We start from the raw sequence: 15,392 nt of genomic DNA on the forward strand, positions 1-15,392 counted from the left end.
GCCGTCCCGGCAGGGGGCGGGGTACGCTGCCGAACCATGGTCGACACCCCGCCCCCGGTCCTGGTCACCCGGCGCCTCGCGCCCGGCGTCATCGAACGGCTGACCGCCCACCACGCCGTCACCCACCACGACTCCGACCGGGCGATGGACCGGTCCGAGCTGCTCGCCGCCGTCCGCGGCCGGCAGGCCGTGCTCACCACCCTGGACGACCGGGTGGACGGCGAGTTCCTCGACGCGGCCGGCCCCGGGCTGCGGATCGTCGCCAACCACGCGGTCGGCTACCACAACATCGACCTGGCCGCCTGCGCCGAGCGCGGCGTGCCGGTCACGCACACCCCCGGCGTGCTCACCACCGCCACCGCCGACATGGCCTGGGCGCTGCTGCTGGCCGCCACCCGCCGGCTCGGCGAGGGCGAGCGGCTGCTGCGCTCCGGCGTGCCCTGGACGTGGGCGCCCAACTTCCTGCTCGGCCTGGAACTGGCCGGCACCCCGCTGGGCGTGCTCGGCATGGGCCGGATCGGGCAGGCGGTGGCCCGTCGGGCCCGCGCCTTCGACATGCCGGTCAGCTACCACAACCGCCGCGAACTGCCGCCCGAGCAGGCCGAGGGCGCCGACTGGAAGTCACTGGAGGAGCTGCTCGCGACCTCCACGGTGCTGGTCGTCACCTGCCCGCTCGGCGAGGCCACCCGGCACCTGCTGGACGCCCGCCGCCTGGCACTGCTGCCGCGCGGCGCGGTGGTGGTCAGCATGACCGCCGGAGTGGTGGACGAGGAGGCGCTGGCCGCCGCGCTGGAGTCCGGGGCGCTGTTCGCCGCCGCCGTGGACAACTTCGAGCACGAGCCCGTCGTCCCGGCCGCGCTGCTCGCCCAGGAGCGCGTGGTGCTGGCCCCGCACCTCGGCAGCGCCACCGTCGCGACCCGGCAGGCGATGGGCGGCCTGGCGGTCGACAACGTCCTCGCGGTGCTCGGCGGCGCGGAACCGCTCACCCCGGTGCGGCCCTGACGCGGTGCGGTTTCGGCCCGGTGCTGCTCTGACGCGGAGCGGCTTCGGCGCGGCCCGGCCCGGCCCGGTGCGGTTTCGACGCGGCCCGGTGCGGACCGGGCCGGGCTAGCCCGCCGCCCAGGCCAGGGCGGTGGTCATCACCCGGAACGCCCCGAAGTGCGCGGCGCCGGGTTCGAGGAACAGCTCCGCGGCCGGGATGTGGTCGGCCAGCCAACGGGAGTGGTCGACCGGCGAGAACTGGTCGTCCGCGCCGTGCCAGAGCCAGGTCGGGACACCGATGGACCCGACCTCGAAGCCCCAGTCGGCGGTGAAGGCCAGCACGTCGTCGATCCAGCCGTCCGCGCCGTGCCGGAACGCCTCCCGGTAGTTGCTCTGCAGCATCCGCCGCAGCCCGCTGTCGGCCACCACCTCCCGGTCGGCGGGGGACAGTTCGGTGCGCAGCCCGTTCAGCAGCCGGACCGGGTCGTCCTTGATCTGCCGGGAGCGGAACTCCATCGCGTCGGCGATCCGGCCGTGCCCGCGCTCGGCCTCCTGGTAGGCCCGGACGTTGGACGGGGTCATCCCGGCGTACCAGTCCAGGCCGGTCGCGTTGCGCGGGGCGAGGCCCACCAGCACCGCGACCCGGCTGACCCGCTCCGGCAGCAGCGCCGCGCAGGCCAGTGCGTGCGGGCCGCCGCCGGATCGGCCGAGCACCGCGAAGCTCTCCAGCCCGAACTCGTCCGCGATGGCCCGCACGTCGGCCGCTGCCGCGCTCACCCGGCGGCCGAACAGCCGGGTCGAGTCGCCGTAGCCGGGCCGGTCGTACGAGATCAGCCGCACGCCCAGCCGGTACAGCACGGTGGAGCGCGGGTGCGGGCCGACCCTGCTGCCGGGCATGCCGTGCAGCAGGAACACCGGCCGGCCGCGCGGGTCGCCGAGGGACTCGACCGCGAGGGCGCGGTCGTCCGCGGTCTTGACCATCCGTAACGACACCTGCGGCCTCCTCAGTGCTCCCGGTCGGTTCGGTGCTCCGGGGCGGTTCCGTGTTCCCGCTCGGTCTCCTGCTCCCGGGTGTCGTCCCGGTCCTGCTCCCGGTCGTGCTCCTGCTCCCGGTCGGTGGTGGTGCGCACCTCCCGGCGGGCCTGCCAGGTGGTGTGCTCGCGGGAGATCGCGTCCTCGGCGTCCCGGGCCAGCCGGGCCCAGATCTCCTCCGCCTCCGGCGAGTCCAGGTCCAGCTCGGCGAGCTGGCGCTGGATCTGCGCCAGCTCCTCGGCGGCCAGCCCGTACGCGGCGGCCAGCGGCCGGTACTGGCGCAGCTGCGCCCACGCGGTGACCGACGCGGCCACGGCCGAGACGGTGCCCAGCGCGTCGTAGGTGAACGCGCCGAGCGCCCGCAGCAGGGCGAGCACCAGCCCGAGCGCGGGCAGCAGCACGCCCAGCACCCCGGCCCAGTGGCCGGTCCGGGCGCAGTAGCGGGCCTTGGCGCGGTACCAGTCGTGCTGCACCTGGATCCGTTCGGCCAGGTACACCTCGCGGCGCACCGCCAGCGGCTGCTCGCGCAGGTCGCGCATCGCCGCGGTGATGTCCGCCCCGCTCCCCGCCCCGCTCCCCGGCACGGCCGCCGGGCCGTCCCGGAAGGCGCCGAGCACCCGGCCGAGCTGGAAGCGGTACAGCCCCTCGGCGTCCGGCAGGGCGCGCGGCGGCGGCTGGTAGGCGTCGGCCCGGACGGCGTACTTCCAGACCAGGGTCTTCACCGACTCGGCGGCCGCCCGGCCCTCGTACCAGAGGCCCTGCGGGTTCTGCCGGCTGATCACCACCGCCAGCGCGACCGCGCCGAGGTAGGCGACGGCGGCCGGCCAGGCCCAGGGCTCGCCGTCGGCCGAGCCGGTCGCGGCGGCGACCACCAGCAGGACCAGCTCCCAGGCGGAGAGCAGCACGGAACGGCGCTGCCCGCGCAGCGAGGCCGCGTCGGCGGCCCAGAAGAATCCGGGCAGCAGGTCCCGCTCACGCACCCACCCGGTCCGTCCCGCCCCAGACGCCATGTTCGGCCCCCACCCGTCGCTCCGGTCGCTCCGCTCTCCTGCCCCGGGCGGGTTCCCGGTACGCCTGGCGCCGCCCCGGGCGGCCCGCAATGGCCGGGAAGTCCCGGTGGTTTGTCCGGTACTCCGCGTGTTCATGCCGCCACCCAGCGTGCGGGGTGCGGCGGCCCGCCGGGCGGGGGTGGGTCGGTGGGTGTACGGGCGCAGGCGGGTCGGCGGGCGTACGGGCGGGGACGGGTCAGTAGGTGTAGAGGACCCGTTCGGCGTTGTCGGCCATCTGTCGGGCGTTCCACTCGGTGCCGCCCGGGACGTTGCCGGAGCGGAACAGCGGCGGGGCGGGGGCCTCCCCGGCGGCGGCCCGGTCGGCGAGGCGGCCCACCGCCGAGGCGACCACGGCCTGCATCAGCGCGCTGGTCACGATCGTGGAGACGGGGCCGAAGGTGGTCTCGGCGCCCGGGTGGGTCAGCTCGCCGTCGCCGACCGCGATCTTGCTGTCCAGCACCACGTCGCAGTGGTCCTTCAGGTAGGTGCCGGACGGGTGCGCCGAGGGCACCTCCTGCGGGTAGGCCAGCGAGGTCACCCCGACCACCTTCAGTCCGCGGTCCCGGGCGTACCGGGCCAGCTCGACCGGCATGACCTGGCGGCCGGACAGCGAGATCACGAACAGCAGGTCGCCGGTGGTCGCCGGGGTCAGGTCGAGGGTCGCGGTGGCCAGCCCGGGGACCCGCTCCAGGGCGCTCGACAGCGGAGCGGGCATCACCGTCACCCCGGCCGTCCCGGGCACGTTCAGCAGGTTCACCGGGACGAGGCCGCCCGCCCGGTAGACCACGTCCTGGGCCGGCAGCGAGGAATGTCCGGCGCCGAAGGTGAAGACCCGGCGGCCCTCGGCCATCGCCTCCGCCAGCAGCGCGGCGGCGGCCTCGATGGTGTCGGCCTCCTCCTCGCGGACCCGCTGGAGGTGGGCGATCGCGGCGTCGAAGTACCTGCCGACCAGGTCGTTCATCTGGTGCCTCCGCTCTCTGCCGGTGAGGGAGCCGGCCGGGTGGGGCGGTCCGGGTGGTCCAGACCGCCGGTGGAGAAAGCTACGGCGAGCACGGTCGCGTCCCGGCGGTCCCGCTGTCAACAGGAACGAAATGCCGTACCGGAAGCCCCCGAGCGGCCCCGGTTGTCGCCCCGGTAGGTCAGAATTGGCGATGAGGACACCGAAGAACGGAGCCAGCGGCGATGTCTGGGCTGATCGACACCACTGAGATGTACCTTCGCACCATCCTGGAGCTGGAGGAGGAGGGCATCGTCCCGATGCGCGCCCGGATCGCGGAGCGCCTGGAACAGAGCGGGCCCACGGTCAGCCAGACGGTCGGCCGGATGGAGCGCGACGGTCTGCTGCAGGTCGCCGGGGACCGTCACCTCGAACTCACCGAGGAGGGCCGGCGGCTGGCGGTGCGCGTCATGCGCAAGCACCGCATCGCCGAGTGCCTGCTCGTCGACGTGATCGGGCTGGAGTGGGAGCAGGTGCACGAGGAGGCCTGCCGCTGGGAGCACGTGATGAGCGAGACGGTCGAGCGCAAGGTGCTCGCCATGCTCGGCCACCCGACCCAGTCCCCGTACGGCAACCCCATTCCGGGCCTGGACGAGCTGGGTGACGCCAAGGCCGAGGGCGAGGGCTTCGACGCCGGTCTCGTCCCGCTGGACAGCGTCAAGCCGGGCGACACCGGTGCCGACGTCGTGGTCCGCCGGATCGGCGAGCCGATCCAGACCGACAGTGCGCTGATGAGCACGCTGCGCCGGGCGGGCGTCCGGCCGGGCTCCACGGTCAAGGTGAACGCGGGCGTGGTCGGCGGCGTGCTGGTCGGCAGCGGCGAGAACGCGGCGGAGCTGGGCAAGGACATCGCCCAGCACGTCTTCGTCGCCCAGGCCTGAGGTTCCACCGCCCGGACCGGGGCTCCACCGCCCGGCCCGATGCCCCACCGTTCGGTACGACGACCAGGGCCCGCTGCGTTCCGTGCAGCGGGCCCTGCTCGTCCTCCCCGTCCCTCCCTGTTCCCTCCCGTCCCCTCCGCTCCCTCCCGTCCCTCCCTGCTCCCTCCCGGCTCCCCTCCGGCGCCTCGCCCGGCTTCCCCGTCCGAGCGACCCTCCGGCGCCCCCTCACCGCAATTCCTCCCCTCGGCCGATCATGGCAATCCTTGAGCGCTGTCACTCGTACGAGGGGCTTCTGCGGTTGACCAGCGGGTAGACGGAAGCCTTATCCGGACATGCGTATGACGGGCCCCGCCTCCGGTGGGAGGCAAGGCCCGTCACTGGCGCGCGTGGTGTCGCGCAGTGCACGCCCTCGCCCGATCGGCGTAGGGCGGCCGTGCAGGGGAGGGTGAACCGGCGGGGGAGGCCCCGCTCAGCCCACCGCCGCCGGCTGGGCGGCCGGGGCGGCGCGGTGGGCGGGCGCCTCGCGTCCGCAGGCGTACGCGAGCGGGCTGATCAGCTCGGCGGCGTCGGGCAGCCAGCGGTTGAGCGCGGAGGGGGAGCGGGCCCACTGGGCGTACCCGGTGGAGCCGATCCGGGACGGCGGGGCGACCGTCCAGTCCCCCTCGCCGCGGGCGACCAGGTCCAGCCGGCCGGGCGGCCAGCCGAGCTTGCGGAGCATCTCCGGGAGCTTGGCCGCGACCCCGGGCAGCACCAGGAAGTGCAGCCGGCGGCCGATCCGCCCGGGCGCGGCGGGCAGCACCGCCACCGGGCCGAGCTGGAGGTCCATCCGCTCCATCCGGGCCAGCGCCAGGCAGCCGGCCGTCTCCGGCACGTCCAGGACGTCGAAGGAGCGCCCGGTCGGCAGCAGGATCGAGGCCTGGGGTCGCTCGGTCCACCAGCGCCGCACCGCCCCCGGCCCCGCGCTCGCCTTGCGGGCCCAGTCCGCGTCCAGCGGGTGGGCGCCCGGCAGCGTGCAGCGCAGGTCGCCGCAGGAGCAGCGGGCGGGCCCGTCGCCGTCGATCAGCCAGGCGCCCGGAGCGACCTCCCAGTGGCGGTTCTCGGCGTAGCCGACGGCTTCGATGAGCAGCGGGGGCAGGCCGGCGTTCTCGTCCTGGCCGGAGGCGTCGGGGATGTCTTCCACACGCTGCTCAACTACCGTGTGTGAGCCTGGTTACGGCCCGGAGGTGCCCGGTTGGGTGCATCCCGGCAATGTCACCCGTTCCGGTTACTCGACCGAGTTGGGGCGGCCGAAGGCGGGCGCAGCGGGGGCGCACGGGAGCATTTCCCAGGGCGCAAGGGGGGTGCGGATCGTCACCGTGGGTATCCCGCTGGCGTTGCTGATCGCTAACCTGGTGTCAGATTCCTTGGACGGTCGGACAGTCGGCAACAGATCAGCAGAATCGTCGCCCGCCGGCCGGGACCGGAGGGTGTGGGGAGGCGAAGCCCAATGGCCGCGAGACCACTCGTCGCACGACAGCCCAACGAGCGTCTGCAGCAACTGATCCAGGAGGCCAGCTGCTCCAACGCCGGCCTGGCCCGGAGGGTCAACCTCTGCGGTGCCGAGCACGGTCTGGACCTGCGGTACGACAAGACCTCCGTCGCCCGCTGGCTGCGCGGTCAGCAGCCGCGCGGGCAGGCCCCGGCGGTGATCGCCGAGGCCCTGGGCCGCAAGCTCGGCCGTAGCGTGTCGGTCGAGGAGATCGGCATGGCGGACGGCAAGAACCTCAGCTCGGGCATCGGGCTGCAGTTCGCCCCGACGCTGGGCGCCGCCCTGGAGCAGGTCTGCGAGCTCTGGCGCAGCGACGTCGGCCGGCGGGACTTCCTCACCGGGGCGACGGTCGCCGCCTCCGCGCTGGTGGAGCCCAGCCGGGACTGGCTGATCACCCCGCCGGACCCGGTGGTGGCGCGCGCCGGCGGTCCCCGGGTCGGCCCGACCGACGTGGCCGCGATCAAGGCGACCACCGCGATGCTGGTCGACCTGGACCACCGCTTCGGCAGCGGGCACGTGCGCCCGGTGGTGGTGCACTACCTCAACTCGGTGGTCTCCGGCCTGCTCGGCGGCGCCTACCGGGAGGAGACCGGCCGCCAACTCTTCGCCGCGGTGGCCCGGTTGACCGAGCTGGCCGGCTACATGGCGGTGGACACCGGGCAGCCGGGGCTGGCCCAGCGCTACTACATCCAGGCGCTCCGGCTCGCCCAGGCGGCCGACGACCGCGGCTACGGCGGCTACGTGCTGGCCGCCTCGATGAGCCACCTGGCGGCCACCCTCGGCAACCCTCGGGAGATCGCCCAACTCGCCCGGGCCGCACAGGAGGGCGCCCGGTCGGTGGCCACCCCGACGGCGATGGCGATGTTCTACGCCGCCGAGGCCCGCGGCCACGCCCTGCTCGGCGACGCCCGCTCCTGCGAGGCGGTGTCGGCCAGAGCGCTGGAGATGATGGAGAAGCGCCGCCCGGAGGACGACCCGGACTGGATCGTCCACTTCGACGACGCCTACCTCGCGGACGAGCTGGCCCACTGCCACCGGGACCTGGAGCAGGCCGGCCAGGCCGAGCACTACGCCCGCCGGGCGCTCGACCTGCACCCGCCGACCCGCGTCCGGCGCCGCGCGGTGGACCTGGTGCTGCTGGCCACCGCCCAGCTGCAGCAGCGGGACCTGGAACGCGCCTGCGAGACGGGCACCCAGGCCGTCCGGCTGCTGAGCGGGCTGCGCTCCAACCGGGGCGTGGAGTACCTGGACGAGTTCCGGCGCCGGCTGGAGCCCTACCGGGAGCAGCGGGTGGTCCGGGAGTTCCACGCCAGAGCGGACGCGGAGGCGGCCTGACCAGCGGCGGACCCGTACCGTCTGTGCAGGGAGCGTGACGGATGTCCCGCCCACGTGGTCACCCGGTGAGGCGAACCGGTAGCGTGGGCGCGACGTCCAAGGAACTGTGATGCTCCCAAGAACCGACGAGATGTGGTCCGCCGTCAGCGCGCGGTCCTGCACAGGTGAGGAATCGCGTTGAGTCAGCGCCGCTCGTACCCCAACTCGGGTGATTTCAACCTGGACGACCTGTTCCGCCCCGAGCCCGGCCAGCCGCAGGGCCAGCCGGGCCAGCCGCAGTTCCAGGGTCAGCCGCAGTTCCAGGGTCAGCCGGGACAGCCGCAGGGGCACTCGGCGGTGCCGCCGGTGGGGCAGCCGTCCGGGCAGCCGGAGTACCTCGGCGAGGGCGCGCACGCGCTGCCGACCCAGGCCGTGCCCGCCCAGCCCATGCCGGGCCAGCCGATGCCGGGCCAGTCCATGCCCGGCCAGTCCATGCCGGGCCAGGCGATGCCCGCGCCGGGCGCGCCGTGGGGTGCGCCGCAGCCCGGGTACGGCGTCCCGCAGGGCGACCCGGCCCCGGAGACCCAGTACCTGCCGCCGTACCCGGTCGGTGATCCGCAGGGGGGCGGCTACCCCGCGCCGCAGACCCAGCCTGGCTTCCCGCAGCAGCAGTCCGCGCCCGGCTACGGGTACCCGCCGGTCGCGAGCCCCGTCGCGCACCCCCAGCCGGCCTACCCGGCGCAGGACTACAACCAGGGCTACGCCCCGGACCGCGGGCAGGGCTTCGACGCGACCCAGGGCGGCGGGTCCGTCCGCGGCGGTCGCCCGTCCAACAAGCTGATCATCGGCGGGGTGGTGGCGGGCTGCGCGGCGGCCGGCATCCTGGTCGCCGTCCTGATGAGCGGCGGCGATGACACCAAGGGCGGCGGGAAGGCCACCCCGGTGGCCGCGACCACCGCCGGCACGGCCCCCGCCACGGCGAGCGCGAGCGGCTCCGGCACCGCCGTCGACCCGGACGTCAAGGCGCAGGCGCAGCCGCTGTCGGACCTGCTGGGCACCGCGAGCGACAGCCGCAGCTCGGTGGTCTCCGCGGTCGCCTCGGTGCAGAAGTGCGACAAGCTGCCCGACTCCCAGCAGGCCCTCACCGCCGCGGCCGGCAAGCGCCGCGAGCTGCAGACCAAGCTGGGCCAGCTGAAGACGGACAAGCTGCCCGGCGGCCAGCAGCTGGTCGAGCAGCTGAACGCGGCCTGGGCCGCCTCGGCCCAGGCCGACGACGAGTACGCGGCGTGGGCGCAGGACGCGCAGGCCTCCTGCGACGCGAAGAAGCAGGACAACCAGCACTACAAGAACGCCGTCCAGGCCAGCGGCACCGCGACCAACGCGAAGAAGCAGGCCTCCACGCTCTGGAACACGATCGCCGGCCAGACCGGCCTGCCGTCGCGCAGCGACGGCGACCTGTAGCCGGGGCCGACGGGCCCGGGCGGCCGACGGGCGCGGGCGGGCGACGGGTGGAGGCGGGCCGGGGTCGGCCCGCCCCGTCGCGCGTCACGCCGGCGGACGGCCCCCGGCGAGCACCCAGCGGACGTCCACGAAGCCCGGCTGCTGCAGGGTCATCCGCCCGTTCCTGACCACCTGGTACGTGACCCAGGTGTTCACCAGCCGGGGCGACGCCGTGCTGGGCAGCATGCTCGTGGTGCCCCAGTTCAGCGGCGGGGTGATCCCGGTGTCGATGCCCTCGCCGGCGTCCAGCAGCCCGGTGATCGACTTCGGGGTGACCGGCTTGCCGGCCTCCGACAGCTTCTGCGCCACCGTCCGGAACACCTCGTACGCGACCCAGGTGGTCTGCACCCCGGGGTCGGAGACGTCGATGGTGCTGCCGCCGGTGGTGTCCGCGCGCACCACCGCGCGCAGCCCGTCCCAGATCTTCGCCGACTCCGGCGGGTACCAGCTGGTGACGTAGGCGCCGCTGAGCGGTCCGGAGTCGCCGCCGGTGGAGTCGACCACCGACTGCTGCACGCTGCCGATCACCGAGGCGATCCGGGTGTTCTTCGGGTTCAGCCGCCGGTAGGAGTCCAGCAGGTTGCCGGTCGGCTCGGCGGTCAGCGCGCTGGTGATGCAGTTGCCCGGCTCGTCCTTGCCGATCGCCTTGCGGGCGACCTGGGTGTAGTCGGAGGACTGCTCGGGCGCCTTGACGTCCAGTAACCGCAGCCCGGCGGGCCGCAGCGCGGTGCCCAGGTAGCCGATCAGGTTGTCGCCGGCCGGGGTGTCCGGGCGGACCAGGGCCACGCTCTTGCACCCGGCGTCCACCAGCTGGCGGCCGCTGCCCGCGATCAGGGCCGGCATGCCGCCGTCCACCGGGTAGGACAGCGGGCTGGAGAACTCCGGCTGGGAGAGCCCGTACCCGCCGATCAGCGGGATGCCGGCGCGCTCCAGCACCGGCATGAAGGCCTCGCCCCACTGGCTGTAGGAGCCGATCACGGCGACGACCTTGGCGTCCACCGCCTGCTGGGCGCAGGCGCGGGCGCCGTCGACGGAGTTGTGCTCGTTGCAGGTGATCACCCGCAGCCGGCGGCCGTTCAGCCCGCCCTTGATGTTGACGTCCTGGCCGATCGCGGAGGCGAGCGCGGTCATGCCCGGCCGGTCGGCGGAGCCGGTCCCGGACGGGGCCCACGTCATCACGGTCAGCTCGCCGCCGCCGCCGCTGGAGGCATCGGCCGGTCCGCCGCACGCGGAGGCCGAGAAGAGGGCGGGGAGCAGCGCCGCAGCTGTCGCGGCGGCGGCGATCGGACGTCGGCGGCGGCGCCGCCCGATCGGCGGACGGGCCTGGAACGAGTCCCTTCGGCTGGTCATCGGTCTTCCCTCTCTGGGGCGCACTCCGGCGCACCGGAATCAGCCAAGCCCCGGTGCCACAAGCCGAGAGGGCCGAAGTGTGAACGATCGGAAAACGAAGGCTGAAATCCGGTGGAGTACGCGTGTAGATTCCGGAGTGGAGTACGAACGGACGAGGAACGTACGATCGTTGACCATGTCCGCCAGCACAGATTCTTCGCACCGGTCCGCCCGAAACCCTTCTCGTCCGGGGCACCGCTCCAGCACCATGGGCGGCATGCCGCTCAACGACCTGCCCTGGTGGCGCTGGCGAGCCCGACTGCGCTCGGCGCTGCACATGCTGTCCGACCCCGGTTTCCAGCAGGAGGCCTGGCTGGCCGGCCGGGAGGGCTACGGGGACGTGACCGACGCCGTCTACCGGCTGGTCGAGGACACCTGGCTGGACCGCTGGTCCGCCGAGAAGTACGTGGGCACGATCTTCCGGGATCCGGCCGAGGCCGCGCTGGTCGACGTCGCGGTGCTGCGCGCGGTGCAGATGCTGCACGAGGTGGGTGCGGACGCCCCGGCCTCCGCCTACCTCGGCCACCCCGGGTGGCCGGAGACCGTCCGGGCCGCCCGCGAGGCGCACGTGCTGCTGGCCGTGGGCGACGGGGACGACCCGGACGCGGCGCCCAAGTCGCTGGACGTGCTGCGCATCCTCACCCAGGTCTGACCCGCGGGGGCGGCGGCCCCGGTCGGACGGAGCCGTCCCGCAGTACGGGCAGCGGGGCGGCGGCTGTCCAGGATGTGACACGCTGGACCGTCCACCGCACGCCACGAACTCAGAACGGGATACCCCCACGTGGAACAGCAGCCGGCCGGCGCCCAGTACGTCCTCACGCTGTCCTGCCCCGACAAGCAGGGCATCGTCCACGCTGTCTCCAGCTACCTCTTCATGACCGGCTGCAACATCATCGACAGCCAGCAGTTCGGGGACGCCGACAGCGGACTCTTCTTCATGCGGGTGCACTTCTCCGCCCCCGAGCCGGTCACCGCCGACAAGCTGCGGGCCAGCTTCGCCGCGATCGGCGCCTCCTTCGGGATGGACTGGCAGCTCCACCCGACCGAGGAGCGGATGCGGATCATCCTCATGGTCAGCAAGTTCGGGCACTGCCTGAACGACCTGCTGTACCGCACCCGGATCGGCGCGCTGCCGGTGGAGATCGTCGCGGTGGTCTCCAACCACACCGACCTGCAGGACCTGACCGAGGGCTACGGGATCCCGTTCCACCACATCCCGGTCACCAAGGACACCAAGGAGCAGGCCGAGCAGCGGCTGCTCGACCTGGTCGCCGAGGAGCAGGTCGAACTGGTCGTGCTGGCCCGCTACATGCAGGTGCTCTCCGACCAGCTGTGCACCGAGCTGTCCGGCCGCGTGATCAACATCCACCACTCCTTCCTGCCGAGCTTCAAGGGCGCCAAGCCGTACCACCAGGCGCACGCCCGCGGGGTGAAGCTGATCGGCGCCACCGCGCACTACGTCACGGCCGACCTGGACGAGGGCCCGATCATCGAGCAGGAGGTGGCCCGGGTCACCCACGACGTCAGCCCGGACCAGCTGGTCGCGCTCGGCCGGGACGTCGAGTGCCAGGCGCTGGCCCGCGCGGTGAAGTGGCACAGCGAGCACCGGGTCCTGCTCGACGGCGCCCGTACCGTCGTCTTCGCCTGAGCCTCAGGGCCGGGACAGCAGCGGGAGCGCGTGCAGCACCTCGCGCACCGCGGCCCGGTCACCGTGCTCGCCGACCGGCAGCCGGTCCGGGTCACGGTGCGCGGCGGCCAGCAGGCAGAGCTCCAGGCCGTCCAGCACCATCGACGCCACCGGCTCCCCGCCGGGCGGCCCCGCGTCCGGGCTGCCGCTGCCGCCCGTGCCGTCGGCGGGGTCCAACGGGACCAGCCACTCGCCGCTCGCCGGGCCGTCGACCACCAGCCGCAGCCGACGGGCGGCCGGGTGCCCGCCGTCCCGCGCGGCCGGCGCCCCGGCGTGCTCGGGACGGGCGGCGCGCAGGCCGGCCAGCGCCCGGGGGAGCAGCCGGACCACCAACTCCACCATCTGCCGCAGGTGCTGCGGCGCTGGCGGGTCGTACGGGTAGGCGACCGCGCGGGCCACGTCCTCGCCGTGCACGTAGCACTCCAGGGCGCGGTCCACGAAGGCGTCGCGCAGCGGCAGCACCGCGCAGCCGTAGTCGACCGGGGTGTTGCCCTGCGGGGCGAGCGCGGCGCTGCGCACCAGGTCGTGGGTCTGCCGCCGCCACCGGGAGCGCACCGACTGCGGGGGCAGGGCGCCCTGGTCGCCGAGCAGCCGGGCGGTGCGCGCGGTGATCGCGGCGTACCGGCCGCCCTGCGGCGGGACGCGCGGCGCCGCGGGCGGCCCGGCCGGGTCCTGCGGCGGCACCCGTCGTCCGGTGGCCGCGGCGGCGGCGCCCGGTGCGGGGGCGCCCGGGGCGGCGGGCACCGGGTCGGGCAGGCCGAGGGCGAGCGCCAGGAAGCCGTCCACCGCGGTCAGTCGGGAGAGCACCTCGGCCGGGCGCAGCCGCTCGGTGCCGCCGTGCCACGGCAGTTCGGCCACCTCCTGCCACTCCTCCGGGCCGAGGTCGCGCAGCAGCGCGTCGAGCTTGGCGGTCTCCGCGGTGTACGGCATGCCCCAGGCGGGGACGGGCAGTTCGGCCGGTCGGCGGGCCAGGCACCAGTCGAGCACCTGCTGGCGCAGCGAGCCGGGCTGGTCCAGCGGCTCGTCCAGGGAGAGCCAGCCGGCCGCGTCGCGCAGTCGGGCACCCTCCTCGGCGCACTCCGGGCAGCCGCGCAGGTGCTGTTCCAGGTCGGCGGCGTCGCGGGTCGGACAGGCACCGAGGGCCCAGGCGCCGAGCAGCGAGCGCAGGGCGTCGTGCTGCTCCTCAGTGCTGCTCACGTCTCCCCGTCCCCGGCTTCGTCCTGGCGGGCGCGCTCCTCGGCCAGTTCGGTGGCCAGCAGCTCCAGTCCGAGCCGCATCCGCTGCTTGGCGGCCTGCTCGCTGATGCCGAGCAGCCGGGCCGTCTCCCGGTAGGTGCGGCCGTCGTAGTACGTCACCGCGATGGTCTCACGCAGGGGTTGGGGCAGGGAGTCGACCACGTACTGGATGCGCGCGGCGGTGGCCACGGCGCGGATCTCCGCCTCGGCGCCCCGGAGGTCGCCGCCCGGTCCGTGCTCGGCGGCCCGCCGCGCCCGCAGCCGTTCGACGGCGCGGCGGTGGGTGAGGGCGCCGAGCCAGGAGCGCAGGGTGCCCTCGGCGGGGTCGAAGTCCTCGGGGTGCTCCCAGACGTGGGCGAAGATCTCCCGGGTCAGCTGGGCGGCGGCGGCCTGGTCGGCCAGTATCCGTCCGGCCAGACCGTGCACCATCGGCGCGAGCTGGTCGTAGAGTTCGCCGAGCGCCGTCTCCTCGCCGCGCGCGAGGCGGCGTTGCAGCTGCTCGTCCCAGCGCGGGGGCCGCTCCGGGGTGGCCATCGGGAACCACCCTCCTGCCCGGGGTCGCTGGCTTACCCAACGGTATCTTGCGGCCGGTCCGCAGTGGACGGAATCCGGCAAGAACGGAACCGGTCCTCGCGGATCGCCGGTTCGCCGGATCGCCGTGGACCGTCGGCCCGGGTGGACCGTCGGCCGGGCGTGGACCGTCGATCGGGCGGGGATGGTCACATGGTGCGACGGTCCGTTCGTGGGACCGTCCGCCGATGCCGCTGTTCGAGACCTGCTGGACATATGTCGCACGGGTGGTTCGCGAGTGGCGGGCGGGGCACCGGGGGTGTCCGGCGGTAGGTTCCGGACCAGGGCGTGGCCGACGACCCGCGCCGGATCCGCGCGAGCAGCCGGACGCGCCCGCTGGGACCGGCGGTTCGGCCCGGGCCGGACGAGCGCCGGTACGAGGCTCGTGAGAGTGAGCGGGACAGTATGCACTGCCCTGTCCCCCGATCGCCGGAATATGCCCGAAGCGCTTGCTGCGGTCCGTCGGCCCGCTCATCCTGAGGCGTATTCGTGTCGCGGCCGGTGCGCGACCGACGAGTCGGCGCGGACGAGTGGGCGCGGGTGGACGGACCGGGCGGTCGCCCGGGTGCGGCCCGGGTGGCGCCGGGCGGAGTGCGAGGGCCCGCCGGCCGGTCGATCCGGCCCGATCGGGACTTAGGCCGAACTGCGAGTGCGGGTGGTGGAGCGGTGCAGGTTCTTCAGGTACAGCTTGCGGTGCAGGCGGACCCCGCCGAGGTCGGCCGGGCCCGTCGGTGGGTGCGCTCGCGGCTGCTGAACCACGGGGTGGACCCGGACGCGCCGATGGCCGAGACGGTGGTGCTGGTGGTCTCGGAGCTGGTGACCAACGCCGTGGTGCACACCGGCTGCCCGGCGGTACTGCGGCTCTGCCTGCCGATGACCGAGGAGGAGCCGCGGGAGGCGAGCGGGTCGGTCGCCCCGCTGCGGGTGGAGGTCGCCGACGCGAGCCAGGCCGCCCCCGCCCCGCGGCACGCCGGGGCCGACGAGGATGCGACCAACGGGCGCGGCCTGGAGCTGGTCGAGCTGCTCTGCGAGCGCTGGGGCTGGTACCCGGACGGCTCGGGCAAGCGGGTCTGGTGCGAGATCGGTGCCGACGCCCGGCCGGCCGATCCGCTGGCCGACGTGGACTGGGCGGCTTTGGCGCAATAGCGGCTTTCCCGGTGGCCGCGGCGCCGTGGCGATCACCGGCCGAAAGGTGACGCAACCATTCCGAATTTCCGACTACCCATTGA

General features: G+C 74.5%; 14 protein-coding genes. 7 read left to right on the forward strand and 7 right to left on the reverse strand.

All coding sequences use genetic code 11. The features are described from left to right. The first annotated feature begins 36 nt into the window (after positions 1-36). Complete coding sequence (locus ABT048_RS31190; RefSeq protein ID WP_350524905.1) at positions 37-1,002, forward strand: 2-hydroxyacid dehydrogenase; 966 nt, start codon at positions 37-39, stop codon at positions 1,000-1,002. A gap of 105 nt (positions 1,003-1,107) precedes the next feature. On the opposite strand, the gene ABT048_RS31195 is transcribed toward ABT048_RS31190, so the two are convergent. The 3 genes from ABT048_RS31195 to ABT048_RS31205 form a co-directional block, all read right to left on the reverse strand. Then, on the reverse strand, positions 1,108-1,974 hold the full coding sequence (locus tag ABT048_RS31195) for an alpha/beta fold hydrolase (protein WP_396552242.1): 867 nt from the start codon (positions 1,972-1,974) through the stop codon (positions 1,108-1,110). Positions 1,975-1,985: 11 nt separating this feature from the next. After that, complete coding sequence (locus ABT048_RS31200) at positions 1,986-2,993, reverse strand: DUF4231 domain-containing protein (RefSeq protein ID WP_350524906.1); 1,008 nt, start codon at positions 2,991-2,993, stop codon at positions 1,986-1,988. A 265-nt stretch (positions 2,994-3,258) separates the two neighbouring features. Continuing rightward, positions 3,259-4,023, reverse strand: a complete 765-nt coding sequence (locus ABT048_RS31205) for a sugar isomerase domain-containing protein (RefSeq protein ID WP_350524907.1) — start codon at positions 4,021-4,023, stop codon at positions 3,259-3,261. A 221-nt stretch (positions 4,024-4,244) separates the two neighbouring features. Here ABT048_RS31205 and ABT048_RS31210 point away from each other — a divergent pair, with 221 nt between their 5' ends. Next, on the forward strand, positions 4,245-4,940 hold the full coding sequence (locus ABT048_RS31210; protein WP_350524908.1) for an iron-dependent transcriptional repressor DtxR: 696 nt from the start codon (positions 4,245-4,247) through the stop codon (positions 4,938-4,940). 469 nt (positions 4,941-5,409) lie between these two features. On the opposite strand, the gene ABT048_RS31215 is transcribed toward ABT048_RS31210, so the two are convergent. Further along, the gene (locus ABT048_RS31215) at positions 5,410-6,111 is read right to left on the reverse strand and encodes a bifunctional DNA primase/polymerase (protein WP_350524963.1); all 702 of its coding nucleotides are present in this window, start codon (positions 6,109-6,111) and stop codon (positions 5,410-5,412) included. Positions 6,112-6,426: 315 nt separating this feature from the next. Here ABT048_RS31215 and ABT048_RS31220 point away from each other — a divergent pair, with 315 nt between their 5' ends. Beyond that, complete coding sequence (locus ABT048_RS31220; protein WP_350524909.1) at positions 6,427-7,803, forward strand: NsdA family TPR-like regulatory protein; 1,377 nt, start codon at positions 6,427-6,429, stop codon at positions 7,801-7,803. Between the two features lie 177 nt (positions 7,804-7,980). Further along, positions 7,981-9,243 (forward strand): hypothetical protein, encoded by a 1,263-nt coding sequence (locus ABT048_RS31225; protein WP_350524910.1) that lies wholly within the window; start codon positions 7,981-7,983, stop codon positions 9,241-9,243. A gap of 84 nt (positions 9,244-9,327) precedes the next feature. Here the strand turns inward: ABT048_RS31225 and ABT048_RS31230 are convergent, their stop codons facing one another. After that, positions 9,328-10,632, reverse strand: coding sequence for an ABC transporter substrate-binding protein (locus tag ABT048_RS31230; RefSeq protein ID WP_350524911.1), 1,305 nt, complete (start codon positions 10,630-10,632; stop codon positions 9,328-9,330). A 256-nt stretch (positions 10,633-10,888) separates the two neighbouring features. Between ABT048_RS31230 and ABT048_RS31235 the strand changes: the two genes are divergently transcribed. Beyond that, positions 10,889-11,323 carry an SCO4402 family protein gene (locus tag ABT048_RS31235; protein WP_470330439.1) on the forward strand — a complete coding sequence of 145 codons (435 nt, stop codon included), beginning with the start codon at positions 10,889-10,891 and terminating at the stop codon, positions 11,321-11,323. Positions 11,324-11,452: 129 nt separating this feature from the next. Beyond that, on the forward strand, positions 11,453-12,319 hold the full coding sequence (gene purU, locus ABT048_RS31240; RefSeq protein ID WP_350524913.1) for a formyltetrahydrofolate deformylase: 867 nt from the start codon (positions 11,453-11,455) through the stop codon (positions 12,317-12,319). Positions 12,320-12,322: 3 nt separating this feature from the next. On the opposite strand, the gene ABT048_RS31245 is transcribed toward purU, so the two are convergent. Together ABT048_RS31245 and ABT048_RS31250 are read right to left on the reverse strand one after the other, a co-directional pair. Next, positions 12,323-13,555 (reverse strand): zf-HC2 domain-containing protein, encoded by a 1,233-nt coding sequence (locus ABT048_RS31245; protein ID WP_350524914.1) that lies wholly within the window; start codon positions 13,553-13,555, stop codon positions 12,323-12,325. Continuing rightward, the gene (locus ABT048_RS31250; protein WP_350524915.1) at positions 13,552-14,127 is read right to left on the reverse strand and encodes a sigma-70 family RNA polymerase sigma factor; all 576 of its coding nucleotides are present in this window, start codon (positions 14,125-14,127) and stop codon (positions 13,552-13,554) included. The genes ABT048_RS31245 and ABT048_RS31250 overlap by 4 nt, the downstream gene beginning before the upstream one ends. A 702-nt stretch (positions 14,128-14,829) precedes the next feature. On the opposite strand from ABT048_RS31250, the gene ABT048_RS31255 reads away from it, so the two are divergent. After that, on the forward strand, positions 14,830-15,309 hold the full coding sequence (locus ABT048_RS31255; protein WP_350524916.1) for an ATP-binding protein: 480 nt from the start codon (positions 14,830-14,832) through the stop codon (positions 15,307-15,309). Positions 15,310-15,392: the final 83 nt, after the last annotated feature.

It is taken from the genome of Kitasatospora sp. NPDC096140 (assembly GCF_040303045.1).
Classification (GTDB): domain Bacteria; phylum Actinomycetota; class Actinomycetes; order Streptomycetales; family Streptomycetaceae; genus Kitasatospora.

Bases quoted from the DNA above. Each gene is read 5' to 3' on its own strand.
- ABT048_RS31190 (WP_350524905.1), top strand. From the start codon at position 37: ATGGTCGACACCCCGCCCCCGGTCCTGGTCACCCGGCGCCTCGCGCCC.
- ABT048_RS31205 (WP_350524907.1), bottom strand. From the start codon at position 4,023: ATGAACGACCTGGTCGGCAGGTACTTCGACGCCGCGATCGCCCACCTC.
- ABT048_RS31210 (WP_350524908.1), top strand. From the start codon at position 4,245: ATGTCTGGGCTGATCGACACCACTGAGATGTACCTTCGCACCATCCTG.
- ABT048_RS31220 (WP_350524909.1), top strand. From the start codon at position 6,427: ATGGCCGCGAGACCACTCGTCGCACGACAGCCCAACGAGCGTCTGCAG.
- ABT048_RS31230 (WP_350524911.1), bottom strand. From the start codon at position 10,632: ATGACCAGCCGAAGGGACTCGTTCCAGGCCCGTCCGCCGATCGGGCGG.
- ABT048_RS31235 (WP_470330439.1), top strand. From the start codon at position 10,889: ATGCCGCTCAACGACCTGCCCTGGTGGCGCTGGCGAGCCCGACTGCGC.
- ABT048_RS31250 (WP_350524915.1), bottom strand. From the start codon at position 14,127: ATGGCCACCCCGGAGCGGCCCCCGCGCTGGGACGAGCAGCTGCAACGC.